This is a genomic window from Sphingomonas palmae (genome assembly GCF_900109565.1).
Classification (GTDB): Bacteria; Pseudomonadota; Alphaproteobacteria; order Sphingomonadales; family Sphingomonadaceae; genus Sphingomonas; species Sphingomonas palmae.
This window is the reverse complement of the sequence record NZ_FNZZ01000004.1, coordinates 252374-273188: the sequence shown is the minus strand read 5'-3', so window position 1 is coordinate 273188 and position 20815 is coordinate 252374. Positions and strand designations below refer to the sequence as shown.

The window sequence follows — 20815 nt, the reverse complement described above, 5'->3', positions numbered from 1 at the left end:
GGGTGGACCCTATCAGCCGCCGTGAACCGGCGCGCCCCAGCCGCCCCAGACGTAGATCGTGACGAACAGGAACAGCCACACCACGTCGACGAAGTGCCAATACCAGGCTGCCGCTTCGAACCCGAAGTGCTGCTTCGGCGTGAAGTCGCCCTTGTAGGCGCGGATCAGGCAGACGAGCAGGAAGATCGTGCCGACCAGCACGTGGAAGCCGTGGAACCCGGTCGCCATGAAGAAGGCGGCGCCGTAGTTGATGCCCTTGAACGGGAACGGCGCGTGCATGTACTCGTACGCCTGGATCGAGCTGAACAGCAGGCCCAGCGCTACCGTCAGCCACAGGCCCTTCAAGACACCGTCACGGTCGCCGACGCCCAGCAGCCCCCAGAACCCGCGCTTCACGCCGCCGCGCTGGTTGTGGATCAGCGCGTGGTGCGCCCAGGTGACGGTCGTGCCCGAGCAGAGCAGGATCAGCGTGTTGAGCAGCGGCAGCTCGAACGCGTTGATGACTTCCAGCCCCTTGGGCGGCCACTGCGCCGCGATTGCGGCGGCGCCTTCGGTGGCGCGCTCGACCTGCCCGTCGACGAAGCTCATCGCGGTCGGGAACAGCGCGAAGTCGAAATAGGCCCAGAACCAACCGACGAAGAACATCACTTCGGAGGCGATGAACAGGATCATGCCGTAGCGAAAGTGAAGCTGCACGACCGGAGTGTGATCGCCCGCGTGCGCTTCGCGGATCACCTGATGCCACCAGCCCCACATCGTGCCGAGCACGCCGGCGAGGCCGATCAGGAACACCCAACCGCCGCCGACCGCGCTGTGCATGTACATGATGCCACCCGCCGCCATGACGAGCGCCATCATCGATCCGATGAGCGGCCACGGGCTGGGTGGAAGGATATGATAGTCGTGGTTCTTCGCGCCGGCCATGCGTGGCATCCCCCAAAAGGCGTTTCCCTACGCCTTAACCCGAGGTTTTGGCCGAATCCACCGGATAAAACGTGTACGACAGCGTGATCGTCTCCACGTCCTTGGTATCGGGATCGGTCAGGATCTTCGGGTCGACGAAGTAGATCACCGGCATCCGCTGCGTCTCGCCGGGTTTCAGCGTCTGCTGCGTGAAGCAGAAGCACTGGATCTTGGTGAAATACTTGCCCGCGATCGCCGGCGTCACGTTGTAGGTCGCGGTGCCCGTGACCGACTGCGCGCCGCGGTTGGTCGCCTGAAAGAACGCCATGTCGCGCGCGCCGATGTCGACCTCCTGCTCCTCCTGCTCGGGCGTGAAGCGCCACGGCAGCTTGGGGCTGGTGTTGGCGTCGAAGGCGATGCGGATCGAGCGGTGAACACCGCCGGGCGCCGCGAGCGCGCGGTTGGTGGTGCCGTTCAAGCCCGTAGCCTGGCAGAACAGGCGGTATAGCGGCACGCTGGCAAAGGCGACGCCGGTCATGCAGCATACGCCCAGCACCGCCAGCAGCGCGGTACGCAGGCGTCGATCGATGCGCGGGCGTGCAGCCATCAGTGCGCCATGCCTTCCTTGATCTTGGCGATGGTGATGAAGAAGATCAGCGCGACGAAGGCGAGCAGCAGCACCGCCATCACGATCGCGCGCGCCTTCTGTCGCCGCTGGATCACATCCTGTTCGTCATTCATCATGCCAGCCACCGATCGACGACCAGCGCGCCGAAAATCACGAAGAGATAGATGATGGAGTAAGCGAACAGCCGCTTCTCCGGCTTCATGCCGGGCGCGTTGCGCCCGAACGTCACCTGCGCCGCCAGCGCGGCGAAGATCGCGGTCAGCACGATCGAGGCCGCGCCGTAGAAGGCGCCGGTCAGCCCCAATGGCCAAGGTGCCACCGCCACCAGCGCCATCGGGATGGTGTAAAGCCCGATCTGCCGCCGCGTCGCGCGCTCACCCGCGACGACGGGCAGCATCGGCACGCCCGCCTTGGCGTAGTCGGACTCGATGAACAGCGCGAGCGCCCAGAAATGCGGCGGCGTCCACAGGAACACGAGCGCGAACAGCAGCACCGGAAGCACCGCGACCTGTCCCGTCGCCGCCGCCCAGCCGATCAGCGGCGGAAACGCGCCCGCCGCGCCGCCGATGACGATGTTCTGCGGCGTGCGCCGTTTCAGCCACACGGTGTAGATCAGTACGTAAAACAGGATCGAGACGGTCAGGATCGCCGCGGCGGCGATGTTGACCGCCAACCCCATCAGAATCACCGAGAAAGCGGCCAGCCCGACGCCGAAATGCAGCGCCGACTGCCGATCCATGCGGCCCGCGGGCAGCGGACGCTTCGCGGTGCGCTTCATCACCGCGTCGAGGTCGGCCTCGTACCATTGATTGAGCGCCCCCGCCGCGCCGGCGCCGAGCGCGATGCACAGGATCGCGGTGAAGGCGAGCACGGGGTGGATGCCACGCGGTGCCGCCAGCATTCCGCACAGGCCGGTGAAGACGACCAGTGTCATCACCCGGGGCTTGGTCAGCGCCAGGAAGTCGCGCCAGTCGGCGGGCGGCAGCAGGGGAGCGGCGGTGGTCATCGCAGGTGACGCGCTATACCCGTCGCGGGGTGCGCGCGAAAGGCCGCGTTTCGTACGTCGATCAGTCGCGTGGCAGCCGCGCGAGCCAGTCGAGCAGCAGACGGTTGACCTCATCGGGTCGCTCCTGCTGTGTCCAGTGGCCTACGCCGTCGAGAATATGACCCTCGACCTGCGGCACGTACGGGCGCATCGCCGCGATCGGATCGGTCAGCGCGCCGAATGCAGTGGTCGCGGGGTCCTTGCTGCCACCGATGAACAAGGCCGGCGCATCGATCGTGCGATCCTTGAATTGCTGCTGCCACGCCCAGTCGCGCTCGTGGTTACGATAGCGGCTGAGCGGTCCGAAGAAGCCCGACGACTCGAACTCTGCGACGTAATAGTCGAGATCGGCGTCGTTCAGCCACGCGGGGAAGGTGCCGGGGTCGACCATGCCGTCGAGCAGCGTCGCACCCGCAGGCTTCTCGGGCCAGGTGCCCGGCGGCGCGTTCCCTGAGATCGCGTAGTAGAATTTGCGCAGGAAATCGCGCACGTCGCGCTCTGCCTCCGCCTCTGCGGGGCCGACTTCCGCAAACCACGCCTGGTAGAAGAAGCGCCCCTTGTCGGTGAAGGCGCGCTTGAATGTCTCGTTGAACGGGCGCTTGGCGACGCCGAGGAACGGGACTGACAGGGCAGCTACCGCGCGGAAACGTTCGGGCCGCGACAGGATCGTGTTCCAGACGATCGGCGCCCCCCAGTCGTGACCGAGCAGGATCGCCGGTGCGCCCGGCTGCAACGCGTCGGCGACGCCTGCGACGTCGGCGGTCAGCGCCTCCATCGCATAGTCTGACACCTCGCCCGGCTTGTCCGACCCGCCGTAACCGCGCACGTCGAGCGCCGCGGCGGTGTAGCCCGCGTCTGCCAGCACGGGCAGCTGGTGCCGCCACGAATACCAGCTCTCGGGAAAGCCGTGGACCAGCACGATCAGCGGTCCGGTGCCCTCGATCGCGACGCGCAGTCGCGCACCGCCGGTGTCGATCATGCGGAAATCCGGCATCGCGCGCGTTCCTGTCATCCTCAGTCCCGTGGATGAGGGTGGCGGTACCGGCCCGCGGCGTCAATCGTAGGCGGCGGGCAACCAGTGCCGTGTCACCAGCACGTCGTCGCCGACGCGCACGTTGCGGAACAGGATGCGCGCGAACGGCAGTGGCACGCCGATGCAGCCGTGCGTGACCCAGTCCCACTCGACCTTGCTGCCGTGGATCGCGACGTAGCTGCGCGTCAGGCGGAGCGAATAAGGCATCGGCGCATCGTAGCTGCGCGAATATTTGTCGGCGTCCTTCTCCAGGATCGGAAAGCGGCCGAGCGGGGTCGGCATCTCGGGCGGGCCGGAGACCGCGAACGACCGGCCGATCTCAACCCCGCCGCGGTAGACGTAGAGCTGCCGCCGCTCGGTGTCGACGACGACGTGGGTCGGGCCGGCGGGTGCGCCGTCGTCGTCCCAGACGTAATCACCTGGCTCCAGCGGGCGGCCAACATCGAGCACGGTGTGCACGTCGGGTCCGCCCGCCGGCGTCGGGATACGCCGCGCCTCGGCGGCGGTGACGGGCATGCCGGCGAGCATGCCGGCGAGCAGGACTTGGGACAGGAGCGCGCGGATCATAGGCCTGAGATCGCGTGATCGCTCGCGTCGTTCCAGTGGCGCTTTTGCCACGTCTCGTGCCGGGACGATCGGTGTGGTCGTTAAGACAAAGAAAAACGCCCCGGTTTGCGGCCGGGGCGTCGTGGAGGTTGGTCGATACTGCCGATCAGTCGATCTTGGGCAGCGTCTCGAACTGGTGGAACGGCGGCGGGCTCGACAGCGTCCACTCGAGCGTGGTGGCACCCTCGCCCCAGGGATTGTCGGGCGCCTTCTTGCCCGCGATCAGCGACCAGATGATGTTGACGAAGAAGATCGCCATGCCCGCCGCCATGATCATGTAGCCGATCGAGGCGACCTGGTTCCAGTGCGCGAAACCGTCCGGATAATCCGGGTAACGGCGCGGCATGCCCTGCAGGCCGAGGAAGTGCATCGGGAAGAACATGACGTTCACGCCGATGAAGAACACCCAGAAGTGCAGCTGGCCGAGCAGCTCGGAGTACATCTTCCCCGACATCTTCGGGAACCAGTAGTAGAAGCCCGCAAACAGCGAGAACACCGCGCCGAGCGACAGCACGTAGTGGAAGTGCGCCACGACGTAGTAGGTGTCCTGCATGTAGTCGTCGACGCCGCCGTTGGCGAGCACGACGCCGGTGACGCCACCGACGGTGAACATGAAGATGAAGCCGATCGCCCAGACCATCGGGGTCGGGAAGCGAAGCGAACCGCCCCACATGGTCGCGATCCACGAGAAGATCTTGATGCCGGTCGGCACCGCGATGACCATCGTTGCGGCGGTGAAGTACATCTTCACGTTCACGGAAAGGCCGGTCGTGAACATGTGGTGCGCCCACACGACGAAGCCGACCACGCCGATCGCCACCATCGCGTAGGCCATGCCGAGATAGCCGAACACGGGCTTGCGGCTGAACGTCGCGACGATGTGGCTGATGATGCCGAAGCCCGGCAGGATCATGATGTACACTTCGGGATGACCGAAGAACCAGAACAGGTGCTGGTAGAGCACCGGATCACCGCCGCCCGCCGGATCGTAGAAGGTGGTGCCGAAATTGCGGTCCGTCAGCAGCATCGTGATCGCGGCCGCGAGCACCGGCAGCGCCAGCAGCAGCAGGAACGCGGTGACGAGCACGGCCCAGGCGAACAGCGGCATCTTGTGCAGCGTCATGCCCGGCGCGCGCATGTTGAAGATCGTGGTGATGAAGTTGATCGCGCCCAGGATCGAGCTCGCGCCCGCCAGGTGGAGCGACAGGATCGCCATGTCGACGCTCGGCCCCGGCTCACCATAGGTCGAGAGCGGCGCGTAGACGGTCCAGCCGGTGCCGGCGCCACCGAAGAACGGCGAGGCGAGCAGCAGCAGGAACGCCGGGACGAGCAGCCAGAAGCTGACGTTGTTCATGCGCGGGAACGCCATGTCGGGCGCGCCGATCATGATCGGCACAAACCAGTTGCCGAACCCGCCGATCATCGCCGGCATGACCATGAAGAACACCATGATCAGGCCGTGCGCGGTTACCAGCACATTCCACAGGTGAAGCGCCTGGTCGAACGTCTGTTCCTGACCGCCGTGCAGCATCGCGACCCACTTGGGCAGATACTGGATGCCCGGGTGCATCAGTTCGGCACGCATCAACCCCGAGATCGCGCCGCCGATGATGCCGGCCACGATCGCGAAGATCAGGTAAAGCGTGCCGATGTCCTTGTGGTTCGTCGACATAAACCACCGCGCGAAGAAGCCCGGCAGGTGATCGGCATGCGCGTCGTGGTGATGCGCGTCGTGCGCCTGAAAGGCGGACGGGTGGAGAGCGGTGTCGGTCATGGTCAGCGTCCAGCTTCGCCGACGCCGCCGGGGTTGCCGGTTGCGCCTTGCGGAATGACGGGAGGAGTGGCGGTGCCGTTCTCGGTCGGACCGGTCAGATTGTCGACGATCGCCGCCTCGCTGGCGACGCTGGCCGAATTGTCAGCACCCGGCTGCGGGATCACCGCGTCAGAGGCTTTGCCCGGCGTCGGCATCGTGCCGCCCTTGGCACGAACCCAGCGTGCGAACGCGGCCGGCGAGACGGCCTCGACCGCGATCGGCATATAGGCGTGACGCGCGCCGCACAGTTCGGAGCACTGGCCGAAGTAGAGGCCTGGCTTCTCGATGGTGAAGCTCGTCTCGTTCAGGCGTCCGGGGATCGCATCGAGCTTGATCCAGAAGGCGGGCATCGCCCAGCTATGAATCACGTCGTTGGCGGTGGTGATCAGGCGGATCGGCACGCCGACCGGCAGCACGACACGGTTGTCGGTCGCGAGCAGGCGGGGACCGTCGGCATCGGTGCGGTACCGCTCACCGGCTGCGACGTCCGACTTTTCCTTGAGCAGGTTGGCGGTGATCTCGATCCCGCCGTTGTCGGGGTATTGATAGCTCCAGAACCACTGGTTGCCGATCGCCTTTAAGGTGACGGCACCCGCGGGCGCGGGCTTGAACTGCGCCTGCAGCAGCCCGATCGAGGGCACCGCGATCGCGACCAGGATCAGCACGGGGGCGAGCGTCCACACCACCTCGATGAAGGTGTTGTGGCTGGTCTTAGATGGCACCGGATTACGCGCCGCGCGGAAGCGGACGATCACCAGCACCAGCAGCAGCAGCACGAACAGCGATGTGACCGTGATCAGCGGGAACAGGATGCGATCGTGAAACCAGTGCGCGCGCAGGCCGTTCTTGGTCACCTGCGGTTGGATGCGCATCAACCCGTCGGTCGGCTGCCCGATCATCGGCTTCGCGCTCATCGTCGGCGCGCCGTCCTGCGCCAGCTCCAGCGCGGCGGGGGCCTTCTCGTTCAGCTTCGGCGGATTGGCCGCACTCATCTTCGGTGCGGCGGGATCGGCGGCGTTGGCGGGTTCAAGCGCGCTCGGAACGCCGGGCTGCGCGGTCTTGATCTCGGGCGCGGCCGGGGGCGTCTGGGCGTGAGCGCCTCCACCCATCGCGAGGCCGGCGAGCGCGAGGCCGCCTGCCAAGATCATCGTCTTCAAGCGGTTCATCGTGCTTCCATCACCCCTGCGTCGTGGCACGGGAGTGCCCCCCCAGACCTGGCGGGCATTGTCGCCCATTGCATTCGCCTATACGCGGCACCCCCTTTTGCCTCAAGAGGGCGCGATTACGCGAATATTTCGCAAGCCCGCTGCGTTGCGCCGGCCCGTGCGCGACCGTATCTGCGCAAGCCTGACAGGGCCGGCAACGATCAGGAGTGCACGCGATGACCGAGGACGAGGTGCTGGCCGAGTTCCGTGCGGCCGATGCGCTGCTGGAGGGGCATTTCATCCTGTCCTCGGGGCTGCGTAGTCCACGCTATCTGCAATGCGCGCGCGTGCTGATGGACCCGCGCCGCGCCGAGCGGCTGTGCCAGGCTCTGGCGCGGTCGATCCCGGCCGAGTTGCGGCAGCGGATCAGCGCAGTGGTCGCACCAGCAATGGGCGGGGTGATCGTCGGTCACGAGATGGCGCGCGCGCTGAGCGTCGAGGCGATGTTCGTCGAGCGGCCGACCGGCACGTTCGAGCTGCGCCGCGGCTTTCGGCTGGAGCCGGGCCAAGAGGTGCTGATGATGGAGGACGTCGTCACCACCGGGCTTTCCTCGCGCGAGGCGATCAAGGCGATCGAGGCGGCGGGCGGGCGCGTGATCGCGGGCGCGGCGCTGGTCGATCGCTCGAACGGCCAAGCCGACATCGGCGTGCCCTTTTTCCCGCTGCTGAAACTCGACGTGCCGAGCTACGCCGCGGACGCGCTGCCGCCCGCGTTGGAGGCGATCCCGGCGATCAAGCCCGGCAGCCGGGCGGCGGCCTGAGATGGCGCAGCCGCTGCGCCTGGGCGTCAACATCGACCATGTCGCGACCGTCCGCAACGCGCGCGGTGGCGCGGTGCCCGATCCGGTTCGCGCGGCGGTGCTCGCCGCCTCCGCCGGAGCCGACGGCATCACCGCGCACCTGCGCGAGGATCGCCGTCACATCACCGACGATGATATCGCGCGGCTGGTGAGCGAATTGGCCGCGCTCGACCGCGCGGTTCCGCTCAACCTCGAAATGGCGGCGACCGGGGAAATGCTCGGCATCGCGCTCAGGCACCGCCCGCACGCTGCCTGTATCGTGCCCGAGAAGCGTGAGGAGCGCACCACCGAGGGCGGGCTGGATGCGGCGGGGCAGCACAACGTGCTGGCGCCGATGGTGCGCGAACTGCGCGCGGCGAACGTGCGCGTCTCGCTGTTCATCGAACCCTCGGCCGAGCAGGTTGCCGCCGCGGTGTCGCTCGGCGCGCCGGTGGTCGAGCTCCACACCGGCCGCTACGCCGAGTGCGAGGGTGAGGCACGCAGCGACGAACTACGCCGCCTGAGCGATGCCGCCGCGCTCGCGGCCAAGAACGGCATCGAGGTCCATGCCGGTCACGGGCTGACCTTCGACAACGTCCAGCCGATCGCCGCCATTCCGCAGGTGGTAGAGCTCAACATCGGGCATTTTCTGATCGGCGAGGCGATCTTCGTCGGGCTGTACGAGAGCGTGCGGCGGATGAAGGCCGAGATGGCGGCAGTACGGTGAGGGCGCGCGCTTGATCATCGGGCTCGGCTCCGACCTGTGCAACATCGAGCGCATCCAGGCGTCGCTCGACCGGTTCGGCGAACGGTTCGAGCGTCGCGTCTTCACCGAGGTCGAGCGTGCCAAGGCGGCGAAGCGCCCGTTCACGCGGGCGGGAACGCTCGCCAAGCGCTTCGCGGCGAAGGAAGCGTTCAGCAAGGCGGTCGGCACCGGGTTCAAGGCGGGCGTGTTCATGCGCGACATCGGTGTCGTGAACGCACGTTCGGGGGCGCCGACGCTGGCGCTGACGGGCGGCGCCAAGGCGCGGCTCGACGCGATGGTGCCAGCGGGGTATGAAGCGCGCATCCATCTGACCTTGACCGACGATCATCCGTGGGCGCAGGCCTTCGTGATCATCGAAGCGTTACCCATCGGATAAGCTGCACGTGGCCGACGACCTCACGCTCACTCCCGACGGTCACTCTGGCAGCGGTCACCCCGGCGACGCGCCCCCGTCCGACAAGCCGGGCGAGCGTGCCGGCTTCGACTGGTGGAGCGAGGCCAAGGGGCTGTTCTGGCTCGTGCTCGCGGTCCTCGGCTTCCACTCGTTCATCGCCAAGCCGTTCTATATTCCGAGCGAATCGATGCTGCCTGGGCTGATGGTCGGCGACCGGCTGGTGGTGTCGAAGTTCGCCTACGGCTGGTCGTTCGTGTCGCCGACGATCCCCGATCCGGTCGCGATCGTCGACGACCTGGTGCTCCACAAGCCGGTCGAGAGCTGGTCGGTGCAGCTGCCCTTCATTCCCGGCCGTATCTGGGGTAGCCTGCCCGAGCGCGGCGACGTGGTGATCGTGACCCCGCCGGGATCGTCGAGCGATTACATCAAGCGCGTGATCGGCCTGCCGGGTGATACGCTGGAGGTGCGGGGGGGCGTCGTGTTCCTGAACGGGGTGGCGGTGCCGCGCGGGCCGCTTCACTTCCGCGACGTGGCCGTAGATGCCAATGCAACGTGCGACCCGCTGCAATATCCCGGCGCGCGCCGCGTGCTCGCCGATGGGCGCAGCGTCTGCCACCTGCCGATCGTGACCGAGACGCTGCCGAACGGGCGCCGCTACGATACGGTCGACCTGCAGCCCGATTCACCCGGCGACGATTACGGCCCCGTTCGCATCCCGGCCGGTCGCGTGTTCCTGATGGGCGACAACCGCGACCGGTCGGCGGACAGCCGCTTTGCGCTGGGCGGGTTCGAGCGCGGACTGGGGGGCCCGGTGCCGATCGAGAATCTGGGCGGGCGCGCGGAGTTCATCACCTTCTCGGTCGACGGCGACGCGACGCTCAACCCGCTGACCTGGTGGTCGTCGCTGCGGGCCGGCCGCGCGGGTACGTCACTGCATCCGGAGCGCACGCAATGAGCAAGGGCGACGACCGCGTGACTGTAGTCGAGGGCGCGAGCCCGCACGAGGTGCGCGATCCCGCGGTGCGCGCGGAGATCAAGCGCGCGGCGGTGTGGCTGGGTCTTGCCGGTGCGATCGCGCTGGTGGTGTTGCTGGTGCAGCCGCTGCTCGTGATCTTCGCGGGCCTCGTCTTCGCCGCGCTGCTCGACGGCGGGGTGCGGCTGCTCGGGCGCGTGCTGCCGATCTCGCGCGGGTGGCGGCTGCTGATCGTCTGCCTGCTGACGCTCGCCTTCCTCGTCAGCACCTTCTATCTCGCTGGCGTGCAGATCACCGCGCAGGTAATGCAGCTGCGCTCAACGGTCGAGACGCAGGTGTCGCGACTGTCGGGGTGGTTGTCGTCGCAGGGGCTGATGCCGGGTGCGTCCGACCTGAACGGTATTGCGCGCCAGGCGCTCGGCTCGGTCGGTAAGGTCACCGCGTTCGTCGGCACCGCGTTCGGTGCGCTCACCACCATGTTCATGATTTTGGTGATCGGCCTCTTCGTCGCGATCGACCCGCGCGTCTACGATCGCGGGTTCCAGTGGATGATTCCGCAAGAAAGCCGCGCCGAAGTGGCGGTGACGACGCAGCGGATGGCGCGCACGCTGCGCCGCCTGCTTGCCGGGCGCCTCCTCGGCATGGCGTTCGAGGGCGCGTTCGTCGGTGTCGCGCTATGGATCGCGGGCGTGCCGATGGCGCTGATCCTGGGCATCGTTACCGGAATGCTCGCCTTCATTCCCAACGTCGGCGCGTTCGTATCCGGCGCGATGACGATCGCGGTCGGTTTCTCGGCCGGCATGCACACCGGTGTGCTCGCGATCCTGATCTACATCGCGGTGCAGGTGATCGACGGCTATGTCGTCATCCCGATGGTGGCGAAGCGGACGGTCGACCTGCCGCCCGCGCTGACGCTCGGCGCGCAGATCCTCGCGAGTGCGCTGTTCGGGATCATCGGGCTGGCGCTCGCCGATCCGATGACCGCGATGATCAAGGCGGCGATGGAGCGGCGGTCGGAGAGGGCTGAGGAAGCCCGATGAGCGACATCGTCCTGCACGATTACTGGCGCTCCTCGGCGGCGTACCGCGTGCGCATCTGCCTGAACCTGAAGCGTGTCCGCTACACCTCGGTCGCGGTGAACCTGCTGGAGGGGGCGCAGAGGGGCGACGCCAATCGCGCGATCAATCCGCAGGGGCTGGTGCCGACGCTGGTGGTCGACGACCACGCGCTGACGCAGAGCCTGGCGATCATCGACTGGCTCGACGCGACCTTTCCCGAACCCGCGATGGTGTCGGGCGACCCGCTCACTCGATCGGGCCAGCTGGCGCGCGCACTGGTGGTCGCCGCCGACATCCACCCGATCGACAATCTGCGGGTGCTGAAACGGCTGGAGCAGCAGTTCGGCGCCGATCAGGCCGCGCGGGACGATTGGTACCGCCATTGGGTGATCGAGGGGCTGACCGCGCTGGAGGCGATGGCGGCGGATACGCCCGAGGGACCGTTCCTGGGCGGACAGGCGCCCGACATCGCCGATTTGTGCCTGGTGCCGCAGCTCTACAACGCGCGCCGGTTCGAGGTGCCGCTCAGCGACATGCCGCGGCTATGCGCCGCCGACGCAGCGATGGCGGCGCTGCCCGAGGTCGCAGCCGCGCACCCGGATCGCGTGCGGCCGCGCTGAGCGGCTTGCATCGCGCAACATCGCGTGCGTTCAATGGTCGGGTAATGACGGTGCCACCGGAAATGGACAAGGGCGCGGCGCAATGACCGCGGGCACGATCGGGAACGATGCCGGCCGTCCATCGACGGACGAGGCGCATCTGAGCACACTCGAGCCGATCCGGCGGCGGCGGTCGCGCTGGCCGCGCGTTTTGGCAACGGTGCTGACGGGCGTGATGCTGATCGGGCTGGCGCAGGAACTGCTCGACCACGGTCTACGCGGCCTAACCAACAGGCTGCCGCGCAGCGGCTGGTTCTACCTGCTGTTTCTCTTGTCCTATTTTACCACGCCGGTGGTCGACTTCATCATCTTTCGACGATTGTGGCGGGTGCCGGCGAGCGCGTTCGGCGCGCTGAACCTGAAACGTGTCGCCAACGACCTGCTGATCGGTGTGACCGGCGACGCTTATTTCTACGCCTGGGCGCGTGCGCGGTTGAAGATGGTGACGGCGCCGTTCGGCGCGGTGAAGGATGTCAGCCTGTTGTCGGGCTTGGCGGGTAACACCGCCGCGATCCTGCTGGGCGCGGTCGCGCTGCCGCTCGGCTACAAGCTGATCGATCCGCCGGTGCTGCGCGCGATGCTGTGGTCGCTCGGGCTGACCGGCGTCGTGGTCGGCGCATTGCTGTTCCTGTCGCCGATCGTCTTCTCGCTGGCGCGCAGGCAATTGTGGTGGATCTATCGCTGGACGATGTACCGCATCGCGATCAGCAGCGTGGCGCTGGCGGTGGCGTGGCATTTCGCGATGCCGAGCGCGTCGGTGTGGATGTGGGTATTCCTGATGGCGGGGCGGCAGCTCGTCTCGCGCCTGCCGTTCCTGCCCAACAAGGACCTGCTGTTCGCCAACTTCGCGATCCTGGTCATCGGGCACGACCGCGCGCTGTCGGAGTTGATGGCGTTCACCGCGGCGTCAACCTTGCTGATGCATATCGTCGTGATCGGTGTCTTCGGTGCCGGGTACGTGTGGGAAAGGGTCAAGGGATGGCGAAGGTCTGGCGAGGCGCGCTGATCGCAGTGGCGGGAATGACGAGCGTCACGGCATTGTCGGCGAGCGCGCAGGTGCTGGGGCCCGACGCGCCGGCGTGCAGCGGTGGGCAGGGTCCGGCGATCCTGGCGACGATCACGGGGCTGAAGGACGCGCGCGGCACGATCAAGCTCGAGCTCTATCCTGCCAACGAGACCGATTTCCTGGAGGACGACAAGAAGCTGCTCGCCGCGGGCAAGGTGTTCCGGCGCATCACCGTGGCCGCCCCGGCGAGCAATGTCGCGCGCATGTGCATCCGCGTGCCGCGTCCGGGCCGCTACGCCCTGTTCTTCGGCCACGACCGCGACGGCAAGCGCAAGTTCGATTTCTGGAGCGACGGCGCGGGCTTTCCGGGCAACCGCAAGATCGGCCGCTCGCGCCCCAAACTCTCCGACGCGCTGATCCAGGTCGGGCCGGGCGTCACGCAGACCGTGATCCGCGCGCAATATCTGCGCGGGCTGGGCGGGTTCGGGTTCTAGTCCCGTGCGCATCGTCGAGGTGAACGAGCTCTACTCGCCGACCGGCGGGGGCGTGAAGAGCTACGTCGACGCCAAGCTGGCGATCATGGCGCGCCAGGGTCACGAGCTGATCGTGATCGCGCCAGGCCGCACGACGCGGGTGGAGGAGCGGCCGACCGGCGGGCGTGTCATCTACGTCAAATCGCCGACAATTCCGATCGATCGCAACTATGGGCTGTTCTGGGACGCCGCACCGATCCACGCCTTGCTCGACGAGCTGCAACCCGATGTGGTGGAGAATTGCTCGCCGTGGCGCTCGGCCGGGATCGTGGCTGACTGGCCTGGGCCGGCGCTCAAGAGCTGGTTTCTCCACAACGACAATCTCGACGCTTACCCCAAGCGCTGGTTCGGCCGGATCGCGTCGCCCGAGCGGGTCGAGCGCGCGTTCGACTGGTACAATCGCTATCTCGACCGCTGTTTCGCGCGCTACGACACGGTCGTCACCAACGGGTCGGTGCTATTCAAGCGTTACCGCGCGCGCGGCGTGCGCGTCGATGCGGCGTTTCCGCTCGGGATCGACCGCCACCGCTTCTCGCCCACGCTGCGCGACGAGAGCCTGCGAGCCTCGATGCTGGCGGAATGCGGCCTGCCGCCCGACGCCCACCTGCTGCTGGCGGTCGGGCGCCACCACCCTGAGAAGCGCTGGCCGATGGTGATCGACGCGGTCCAGCGCGCCGGCGCGCGCGCGTCGGTCGGTATGATGATGCTGGGGCAGGGGCCAAATACCGCGGCGCTCGAACGCCATATCGGCAGCAGCCCGCATATCCGCCTCTACCATCCGGTCTACGATCGCCCGCAGCTGGCGACCTTCATGGCGAGCGCCGACGCGTTCATCCACGGCGCGTCGAACGAGACGTTCGGGCTGGTCGCGTCCGAGGCGCTGGCGAGCGGCATGCCGCTGATCGTGCCCGACGAGGGCGGCGCGTTCGAGGTCGCCGCCCCCGCTTATGCCGAGACGTACCGCGCAGGCGACGCTTATGCCTGTTCCGCCGCGATCCTGCGGCTGCTGGCGCGCGATCAGGCGGAGCTACGCGCCGCGGCGAGAAAAGCCGCCGCGCAGGTCGGCTCGGACGAGCAGCACGTCGCCGATCTGGTCAGTTTCTACGCGCGGCGCATCGCCGAGCGCGATCAACAGGCGCGCAGATCGGCGTAGGCGGCGGGTGCGTGGTTGCGGAAGGCGTCGAGCGTCCGCGTGATGCTGCGCATCAGCGCGGGCACGCGCGTGTCGCCGGGATGAACCGCGACGCGGACGGTGCGCGCGGGCTGCAGCACCCGGCGCAGCAGCGCGGCGGCGGCGAGCGAGCTGAGCTGGCGCGGACGCGATCGGCTGGCCCAGGTAATGACCGGCCCGCGCGCGAGCACCTGCCCGCTCGGCTGCCACACGCGCGCGTGATCCTCCGCCAGCGCGAAGCCCGCGTCGCCGAGCGCGCGTCGCGCATCGTCGGAATAAAGCCATGCCGGCGCGATGAACCCGGCTGCCGCGCGCCCGATCGTGTCCTCGACCAGCGCCTTGCCGCGTTGCATCCGCGCCAAGGCATCGGCGTGGTCGAGCCCCAGGAATTCGCCCTCGCCCGCGGTCATGTGACGTGCCTTGAACGCGGCGGCGCCGGCGTGGTCGCTGGTGTCGCGGTGGAACCAGCCGTGGACGAACATCTCGATGCCGCGATCCGACCAGTCGCGCAGCTGCGCCTTGAATGCGGGCGTGAGCGGCGCGCTGCCCCAGTGATCGGGCACGACCAGCATCGCCAGCCGCTCGCCGACGTGCGGCGCCAGGTGCGCGAGCAGCAGATCGACCTCGCGCTCGAAGCGGGGCGACACGTCGTGGATCGAGGCGAGCAGGCGTTTCATCGCGAGCAGCTGTAGCCGATTGCAGTGCACGGCGCAGCAGCGCGCGTGGGGATCAGCGACGCGGGCGCGTCCACAATTCGGGCGGGCGCGGTGTGTCGGGGATCGCCATGCGCCCGCGCGCCGCGACCCAGCTGCGCGCGATCCACGCCAGTTTCTCCCACTTGCTCGTGGTGACGCGGTGGTCCCACGCCGCGGGGCCGCGCGTCGCCACCTTGCGCGCGATGTCGCCGTAGATGCCCGCCGCCGCCAGTACCGCCCAGGCCGACCGGCGTGACAGCGCCTTGGTGCCGACACGCGCGCTCGCCTCGTGCAACTCGGCGCGGGTAGCTAGCCGGCGCGCGAGCACGACCAGACGGTCGCGAAACGGAGGCTTCATGTGCTGGCCCGGCGGTATGTCCATTTCCGCCAGCCACTCGTCGGGCAAATAGCAGCGCCCGGCGCGGTCATCTTCCTCGATGTCGCGCGCGATATTGGCGAGCTGGAACGCGAGTCCCAGGTCGCAGGCGCGATCGAGCGTCGCCTCGTCGTCGGGCGATACGCCCATGACCAGCGCCATCATGCACCCGACCGCCCCGGCGACGTGGTAGCAGTAACGGTAGAGATCGGCCTCGCTGCGCGGGCGCCATTCCTCTGCGTCGAGCTGAAACCCGTCGATCAGGTCGTGCGCGAGCCCGCGCGGCAGACCGACCTCGGCGGCGACGATGCGGAGCGCGTCGAATGCGGGATCGCCGATCACCTCGCCGCCCAGCGCGCGGTCGGTCAGCCGGCGCACCTCGGCGACGCGCGCCTCCGCGTCGGCGACGCGACGCATGCCGTGGCCGTGGTCCTGCCCATCGACGATGTCGTCGCACCGGCGGCACCAGGCGTAGAGCAGCCACGCGCGCTCGCGCGTCTCGCGGTCGAACAGACGCGACGCGGCGCCGAAGCTTTTCGATCCGCGCGCGATCGACTCCTCGGCCGCGGCGACGATCGCGTCGCAAGAAGGGAGCGCGGGCTTTTGGCTCAAAGGTCCTCCGCCGCCATCCGCACGATCGGCTGCGTCGGGCGATGGTCCGCCATCCGGTCCAGCAACGCGTCGAACGTGTCGGCGACGATCAACAGGTCGCGGTGCTGCGCGCGCAGGAAGCCGACCTCGCCCATCTTTTCCCAGAAGGCGATCAGGTGATCATAATAGCCATTGGCGTTGAGCAGCCCCACCGGATCGGCGTGGTAGCCGAGCTGCGCCCAGCTGAGCGCTTCCCACAATTCGTCCATCGTGCCGGTGCCACCGGGCAGCGTGACGAACCCGTCGGACAGGTCGGTGAACGCGCGCTTGCGCTCGTGCATGCCGGTGACGACGTGCAGTTCGGAGAGGCCACGGTGCGCGACCTCGGCGTCAACCAACGCCTGCGGGATGATGCCGATCACTTCGCCGCCCGCCGACAGCGCGCCGTCCGCTACCGCGCCCATCAACCCCAGCCGTCCGCCGCCGTACACTAGGCCGATGCGGCGCTTTGCAAGTCCCTCGCCGACTTGACGCGCGAGCTGGACGTAAGAGGGGTCGGCGGGAGTGGCTGAGCCACAGTAAACGGCGAGACGCTTCATCCCCGCCCCGCTAGGCCAAGCGGGGCGGGTCGACAACCGTCAGGCGCGGCGTTCACGCCGCGACCGGCGTGCGGAATCCTTCCAGCATCAGCGCCGCGGTCGCCTTGGCGCTGCCGACCACGCCGGGTATTCCTGCACCCGGGTGCGTGCCGGCGCCGGTGAAGAACAGGTTCGAGATGGCGTCATCGCGGTTGTGGACGCGGAAATACGCGCTCTGCGTCAGCACGGGCTCAAGGCTGAAGGCGCTGCCCAGATGCGCGTTCAAATCGTGCTGGAAGTCGGTCGGCGCGTAGCTGAACTTGGTGACGATACGAGAGTGGATGTCGGGGATCAGCCGGCGCCCGACCTCGTCGAGGATGCGCTTCTCCAGGATCGGCGCGACCGTCTCCCAGTCGCCGGTGAACTTGCCCATGTGCGGCACCGGCGCCAGCGCGTAGAACGTCGAATGGCCCTCGGGCGCCAGACTGGGATCGGTAACGGTCGGGTGGTGGAGGTAGAGCGAGAAATCCTCGCTCAGCACGCCGTGATCGTAGATGTCGTCGAGCAGCCCCTTATAGCGCGGGCCGAACAGGATCATGTGGTGCGGGATGCCCGGCCACGTGCCCGTTACGCCGAAATGGACGACGAACAGAGACGGCGAGTAGCGCTTGCGCTCCAGCTTCTCCGCGGTGCGCCGCGCGGCGCCCGAATCGGGGAGCAGGTCGCGGTAGACGTGCATGATGTCGGCATTGGCGGCGATCTGATCGACCTCCTGCCGGTACCCGCCCGCGGTCTCGACAGCGGTGACGCGGTCGCCCAGCGTCTCGATCTTCGATACTGGGTCGTTCAGACGGATCGTACCGCCCAGCCGCTCGAACAGCGCGACCATGCCGGCGACCAGCCGGTTGGTGCCCCCTTGCGCGAACCAGACGCCGCCGTCGCGCTCCAGCTTGTGGATCAGCGCGTAGATCGCACTGGTGGTCATCGGATTGCCGCCGACCAGCAACGTGTGGAAGCTGAGCGCCTGCCGCAGCTTCTCGCTCTCGACGAACTTCGACACGATCGAGTAGACCGAGCGCCACGCCTGATATTTGGCGAGCGCGGGCGCCGCCTTCACCATCGATGCGAAATCGAGAAAGGCGACGTGGCCGAGCTTCTCGTAACCCTCGCGGTACACGCCGGCGGAATAATCGAGGAAGCGGCCATAGCCCACCACATCGGCCGGGTTGAGCTTGGCGATCTCGGCGCGCAGCACCTCGTCGTTGTTGGTGTAATCAAAACTGGTGCTGTCGGGCCAGTGGAGCCGGTAGAAGGGCTGCACTGGCTCCAGCACGACATCGTCGGCCATGCGGTTGCCTGACAGATTCCAGAGTTCCTCGAGGCAGGCCGGATCGGTGATGACGGTCGGCCCGGCGTCGAAGGTGAACCCGTCGCGCTCCCAGTAATAGGCTCGGCCGCCCGGCTTGTCGCGAGACTCTAGGATCGTTGTCTCGACCCCGGCGGACTGGAGCCGGATGGCGAGCGCGAGCCCGCCGAAGCCTGCGCCGATCACCACTGCACGCGTCATGATGCATCCTTCAAAGCAGCCATCGCGCGCCCGATCGGCACCGGCGGTTTGCCGGCAAGCACGCGCATCTTGTCGAGCGTCGTCGAACGGGCGGCGTAGAAACGCGACACCAGTCCGGGACGTAAGGTATAGAAACGTTCCAGCACGCGGTAACGCTCCGCCGGCTCGGCCGCCTTGAACAGCATCAGGTCGAGCATGCGGTAGAACTTGCGCTCCGCCCAGGCGCGCGCGGCGTACGCGTGCGTCAGATCGTGCAGCGCGGCACCAGACAGGTCGTTCGCATCCGCGATCAGGTGCGCGAAACGGACCGCATCGGGAAAGGAATAGCCCGTCGTCGGATGGAACAGCCCGGCGCGCACGCCCGCCTTCGCGACTTTGCCGGTCGAACGCCAGTAAGCCTCGAAGTCACCGCCGAGCACGACCGCGAGCACGCCGTGCTCCTCGCGCTCGACCGCGTGATCGCCCCAGCCGGCCGCGCGCGCATAGTCGCCGATCCGGTCGCGCAAGGTGGCGCGATCGAGGTCGGGCGTGTCGCTGTAATAGGTGTCCTCGACCAGCAGCGTCTCGGCGGAAAAGGGCAGCAGGTAGACGAAGCGGTAGCCGTCGTGCTGGTCGACCGTCGCGTCCATCACGACCGGGCGCGTGACGCTGTGGCCGCCGGCGACGCGCAGTTCCTGCCCGACGAACTTCTGCCAGCCGCATTCGAGCGTGGAGAGGTCGCCCGCGCCGCGCGCGTCGATCACGCCGCGCGCCTCGACGCGGTCGCCATCCGCCATCACCACCGCAGTGGCGCTGCAGGCCAGCACTTTCCGCCCTGTCATGAGCGCGAGCTCGGGCAGTGTTGCGCGGACGTGCGCGTCGAGCCGCTCGGAGCGGACGGTGTAATAGGGTTGCGCCAGCGTGCGCGCGTGCGCGGGAAAGCGGACGTCGTAATCGGGCCAGGCATGCGCGACGATCGGCGCGATCAGCGGGCGGTGCGGTTTCACCACATCGGCACCGAAGAACGACCATAGATGATGCCCGCCGAACACGGTGCCGCCCTCGATCACGCGCACGTCGAGGTCGGGCCGGCGCGCGTGAAGCGCGAGCGCGGTCAGCGAACCCGCGAGCCCGCCGCCGACGATCGCGACATCGCATAGGATGGTGGAGGGCATTGTCGTCCGGCCTAGCCGATCGCCGGGCAAGCGGGAAGGTCCAGCGTGGCACCGTCGGGGCGGGCGGAGGCGCGCAGGGCTTGATTTCCGCCGCCACCTCAGGGACGGCGGAGGGCATGAGCGATATTGAAGACATGAAGGCGCATTATCTCGTCGCGATCGACGCCTGCGCCGGGCTGGAAGCGCTGGAAGCCGTCCGCGTCGAGGCACTGGGCAAACAGGGCCGCGTCACCGCGCTGTTGAAGACGATGGGCAAATTGTCGCCCGACGAGCGGCTGGTGCAGGGCCCGGCGATCCACGGGCTGCGCGAGGCGGTGACCCAGGCGCTCGCGACGCGCAAGGATGTGCTGGAGAATGTGGCGCTGGAGGCGAAGCTCGCCGCCGAGCGCATCGACGTGACGCTGCCGGTCGATACGCTGCCGATGGGCAGCGTCCACCCGGTCAGCCAGGTCATGGACGAACTCGCCGAGATCTTCGCCGACCTGGGCTTCGCGGTCGCGACCGGGCCGGAGATCGAAGACGATTGGCACAATTTCGGCGCGCTCAACATCCCTGACACGCATCCCGCGCGCGCGATGCAGGATACGTTTTACCTCGAGCGTCCCGCGAGAGCGGCCGGCGAGGCGGGCACCGCCTCGTCCGACGACACCGGCTCTGCCGGTGGCGCAGCCCCCTTCGTCCTGCGCACCCACACCTCGCCCGTCCAAATCCGCACTATGATGCAGCAGAAGCCGCCGCTTCGCATCATCGCGCCGGGACGCGTCTACCGCTCCGACTGGGATGCGACCCATACGCCCATGTTTCACCAGATCGAGGGGCTGGTGATCGACAAGGGCATCACGCTCGGCCACCTGAAATGGACGCTGGAGACGTTTCTGCGCGCCTTCTTCGAGCGCGACGACGTCGTGCTGCGCCTGCGCCCGAGCTATTTCCCGTTCACCGAACCCTCGGCCGAGGTCGACGTCGGCTTCACGATGGAGAAGGGCAAGCGCGTGATCGGGGGCGACCCGAACGGCCCGGGCGGTGGCTGGATGGAGGTGCTCGGCTCGGGCATGGTCCACCCCAAGGTGATTGCAGCGTGCGGGCTCGATCCTGACGAGTGGCAAGGCTTCGCGTTTGGTTGCGGGATCGACCGGCTCGCGATGCTCAAATACGGCATCGACGACCTGCGTCCGGTGTTCGAGGGCGATATCCGCTGGTTGAAGCATTACGGCTTTGCCGCGCTCGACGTGCCGACGCTTTCCGCGGGCGTTGGGTCGGGCGGCGTCGGCACCGCCTGAGG

23 protein-coding genes are annotated in these 20815 nt (G+C 67.8%); 10 read left to right on the top strand and 13 right to left on the bottom strand.

Annotated features, from left to right (window positions below):
- Nucleotides 1–12 precede the first annotated feature (12 nt).
- The 8 genes from BMW51_RS11495 to coxB all read right to left on the bottom strand — a co-directional run bounded on the left by BMW51_RS11495 (nucleotide 13) and on the right by coxB (nucleotide 7194).
- Nucleotides 13–924 (bottom strand): cytochrome c oxidase subunit 3, encoded by a 912-nt coding sequence (locus BMW51_RS11495; RefSeq protein ID WP_093006505.1) that lies wholly within the window; start codon nucleotides 922–924, stop codon nucleotides 13–15.
- A gap of 34 nt (nucleotides 925–958) precedes the next feature.
- Nucleotides 959–1510 carry a cytochrome c oxidase assembly protein gene (locus BMW51_RS11490; RefSeq protein ID WP_093006503.1) on the bottom strand — a complete coding sequence of 184 codons (552 nt, stop codon included), beginning with the start codon at nucleotides 1508–1510 and terminating at the stop codon, nucleotides 959–961.
- Nucleotides 1510–1644 (bottom strand): hypothetical protein, encoded by a 135-nt coding sequence (locus BMW51_RS16365; protein WP_281243248.1) that lies wholly within the window; start codon nucleotides 1642–1644, stop codon nucleotides 1510–1512. The genes BMW51_RS11490 and BMW51_RS16365 overlap by 1 nt, the downstream gene beginning before the upstream one ends.
- On the bottom strand, nucleotides 1644–2537 hold the full coding sequence (locus BMW51_RS11485) for a heme o synthase (RefSeq protein ID WP_093006501.1): 894 nt from the start codon (nucleotides 2535–2537) through the stop codon (nucleotides 1644–1646). Before BMW51_RS11485 ends, BMW51_RS16365 begins: the two co-directional genes overlap by 1 nt.
- A 61-nt stretch (nucleotides 2538–2598) precedes the next feature.
- Nucleotides 2599–3570 carry an alpha/beta fold hydrolase gene (locus tag BMW51_RS11480; protein WP_093006499.1) on the bottom strand — a complete coding sequence of 324 codons (972 nt, stop codon included), beginning with the start codon at nucleotides 3568–3570 and terminating at the stop codon, nucleotides 2599–2601.
- A gap of 60 nt (nucleotides 3571–3630) precedes the next feature.
- A complete protein-coding gene (locus tag BMW51_RS11475) occupies nucleotides 3631–4176 on the bottom strand; it encodes a L,D-transpeptidase family protein (RefSeq protein WP_093006497.1) in 546 nt (181 codons plus the stop codon).
- Nucleotides 4177–4321: 145 nt separating this feature from the next.
- Nucleotides 4322–5989, bottom strand: a complete 1668-nt coding sequence (gene ctaD / locus BMW51_RS11470; protein ID WP_093006495.1) for a cytochrome c oxidase subunit I — start codon at nucleotides 5987–5989, stop codon at nucleotides 4322–4324.
- A gap of 2 nt (nucleotides 5990–5991) precedes the next feature.
- Nucleotides 5992–7194: a cytochrome c oxidase subunit II gene (gene coxB, locus BMW51_RS11465; protein WP_093006493.1), complete on the bottom strand. Its 1203-nt coding sequence runs from the start codon at nucleotides 7192–7194 to the stop codon at nucleotides 5992–5994.
- Between the two features lie 215 nt (nucleotides 7195–7409).
- Here coxB and pyrE point away from each other — a divergent pair, with 215 nt between their 5' ends.
- The 9 genes from pyrE to BMW51_RS11420 all read left to right on the top strand — a co-directional run bounded on the left by pyrE (nucleotide 7410) and on the right by BMW51_RS11420 (nucleotide 14554).
- Complete coding sequence (pyrE, locus tag BMW51_RS11460; RefSeq protein ID WP_093006854.1) at nucleotides 7410–7994, top strand: orotate phosphoribosyltransferase; 585 nt, start codon at nucleotides 7410–7412, stop codon at nucleotides 7992–7994.
- Nucleotide 7995: 1 nt separating this feature from the next.
- Nucleotides 7996–8739 carry a pyridoxine 5'-phosphate synthase gene (locus BMW51_RS11455; RefSeq protein ID WP_093006492.1) on the top strand — a complete coding sequence of 248 codons (744 nt, stop codon included), beginning with the start codon at nucleotides 7996–7998 and terminating at the stop codon, nucleotides 8737–8739.
- Between the two features lie 10 nt (nucleotides 8740–8749).
- Nucleotides 8750–9154, top strand: a complete 405-nt coding sequence (acpS, locus tag BMW51_RS11450) for a holo-ACP synthase (protein WP_093006490.1) — start codon at nucleotides 8750–8752, stop codon at nucleotides 9152–9154.
- A gap of 7 nt (nucleotides 9155–9161) precedes the next feature.
- Nucleotides 9162–10127, top strand: a complete 966-nt coding sequence (gene lepB, locus BMW51_RS11445) for a signal peptidase I (protein WP_093006488.1) — start codon at nucleotides 9162–9164, stop codon at nucleotides 10125–10127.
- A complete protein-coding gene (locus BMW51_RS11440) occupies nucleotides 10124–11185 on the top strand; it encodes an AI-2E family transporter (protein WP_093006486.1) in 1062 nt (353 codons plus the stop codon). The genes lepB and BMW51_RS11440 overlap by 4 nt, the downstream gene beginning before the upstream one ends.
- On the top strand, nucleotides 11182–11823 hold the full coding sequence (gene maiA, locus BMW51_RS11435; RefSeq protein WP_093006484.1) for a maleylacetoacetate isomerase: 642 nt from the start codon (nucleotides 11182–11184) through the stop codon (nucleotides 11821–11823). Before BMW51_RS11440 ends, maiA begins: the two co-directional genes overlap by 4 nt.
- Nucleotides 11824–11905: 82 nt before the next feature.
- Entirely contained in the window at nucleotides 11906–12868 is a 963-nt protein-coding gene (locus BMW51_RS11430; protein WP_093006482.1) for a hypothetical protein, read from the top strand.
- Nucleotides 12841–13362: a DUF2141 domain-containing protein gene (locus BMW51_RS11425; RefSeq protein WP_093006480.1), complete on the top strand. Its 522-nt coding sequence runs from the start codon at nucleotides 12841–12843 to the stop codon at nucleotides 13360–13362. Before BMW51_RS11430 ends, BMW51_RS11425 begins: the two co-directional genes overlap by 28 nt.
- A gap of 4 nt (nucleotides 13363–13366) precedes the next feature.
- Nucleotides 13367–14554: a glycosyltransferase gene (locus tag BMW51_RS11420; protein WP_093006478.1), complete on the top strand. Its 1188-nt coding sequence runs from the start codon at nucleotides 13367–13369 to the stop codon at nucleotides 14552–14554.
- On the opposite strand, the gene BMW51_RS11415 is transcribed toward BMW51_RS11420, so the two are convergent.
- Genes BMW51_RS11415 through crtY form a run of 5 tightly spaced genes read right to left on the bottom strand, consistent with a single transcriptional unit; the run spans nucleotide 14530 to nucleotide 19533 of the window.
- A complete protein-coding gene (locus tag BMW51_RS11415; protein ID WP_093006852.1) occupies nucleotides 14530–15249 on the bottom strand; it encodes a polysaccharide deacetylase family protein in 720 nt (239 codons plus the stop codon). The genes BMW51_RS11420 and BMW51_RS11415 overlap by 25 nt on opposite strands.
- Before the next feature lie 52 nt (nucleotides 15250–15301).
- Nucleotides 15302–16255 carry a phytoene/squalene synthase family protein gene (locus BMW51_RS11410; RefSeq protein ID WP_177171639.1) on the bottom strand — a complete coding sequence of 318 codons (954 nt, stop codon included), beginning with the start codon at nucleotides 16253–16255 and terminating at the stop codon, nucleotides 15302–15304.
- Nucleotides 16252–16833 carry an LOG family protein gene (locus BMW51_RS11405; RefSeq protein ID WP_093006476.1) on the bottom strand — a complete coding sequence of 194 codons (582 nt, stop codon included), beginning with the start codon at nucleotides 16831–16833 and terminating at the stop codon, nucleotides 16252–16254. The genes BMW51_RS11410 and BMW51_RS11405 overlap by 4 nt, the downstream gene beginning before the upstream one ends.
- Before the next feature lie 52 nt (nucleotides 16834–16885).
- Nucleotides 16886–18379, bottom strand: coding sequence for a phytoene desaturase (locus tag BMW51_RS11400; protein ID WP_093006474.1), 1494 nt, complete (start codon nucleotides 18377–18379; stop codon nucleotides 16886–16888).
- The gene (crtY, locus tag BMW51_RS11395; protein WP_093006472.1) at nucleotides 18376–19533 is read right to left on the bottom strand and encodes a lycopene beta-cyclase CrtY; all 1158 of its coding nucleotides are present in this window, start codon (nucleotides 19531–19533) and stop codon (nucleotides 18376–18378) included. Before crtY ends, BMW51_RS11400 begins: the two co-directional genes overlap by 4 nt.
- 116 nt (nucleotides 19534–19649) lie before the next feature.
- Here crtY and pheS point away from each other — a divergent pair, with 116 nt between their 5' ends.
- Nucleotides 19650–20813, top strand: a complete 1164-nt coding sequence (gene pheS, locus BMW51_RS11390; protein ID WP_093006848.1) for a phenylalanine--tRNA ligase subunit alpha — start codon at nucleotides 19650–19652, stop codon at nucleotides 20811–20813.
- Nucleotides 20814–20815: the final 2 nt, after the last annotated feature.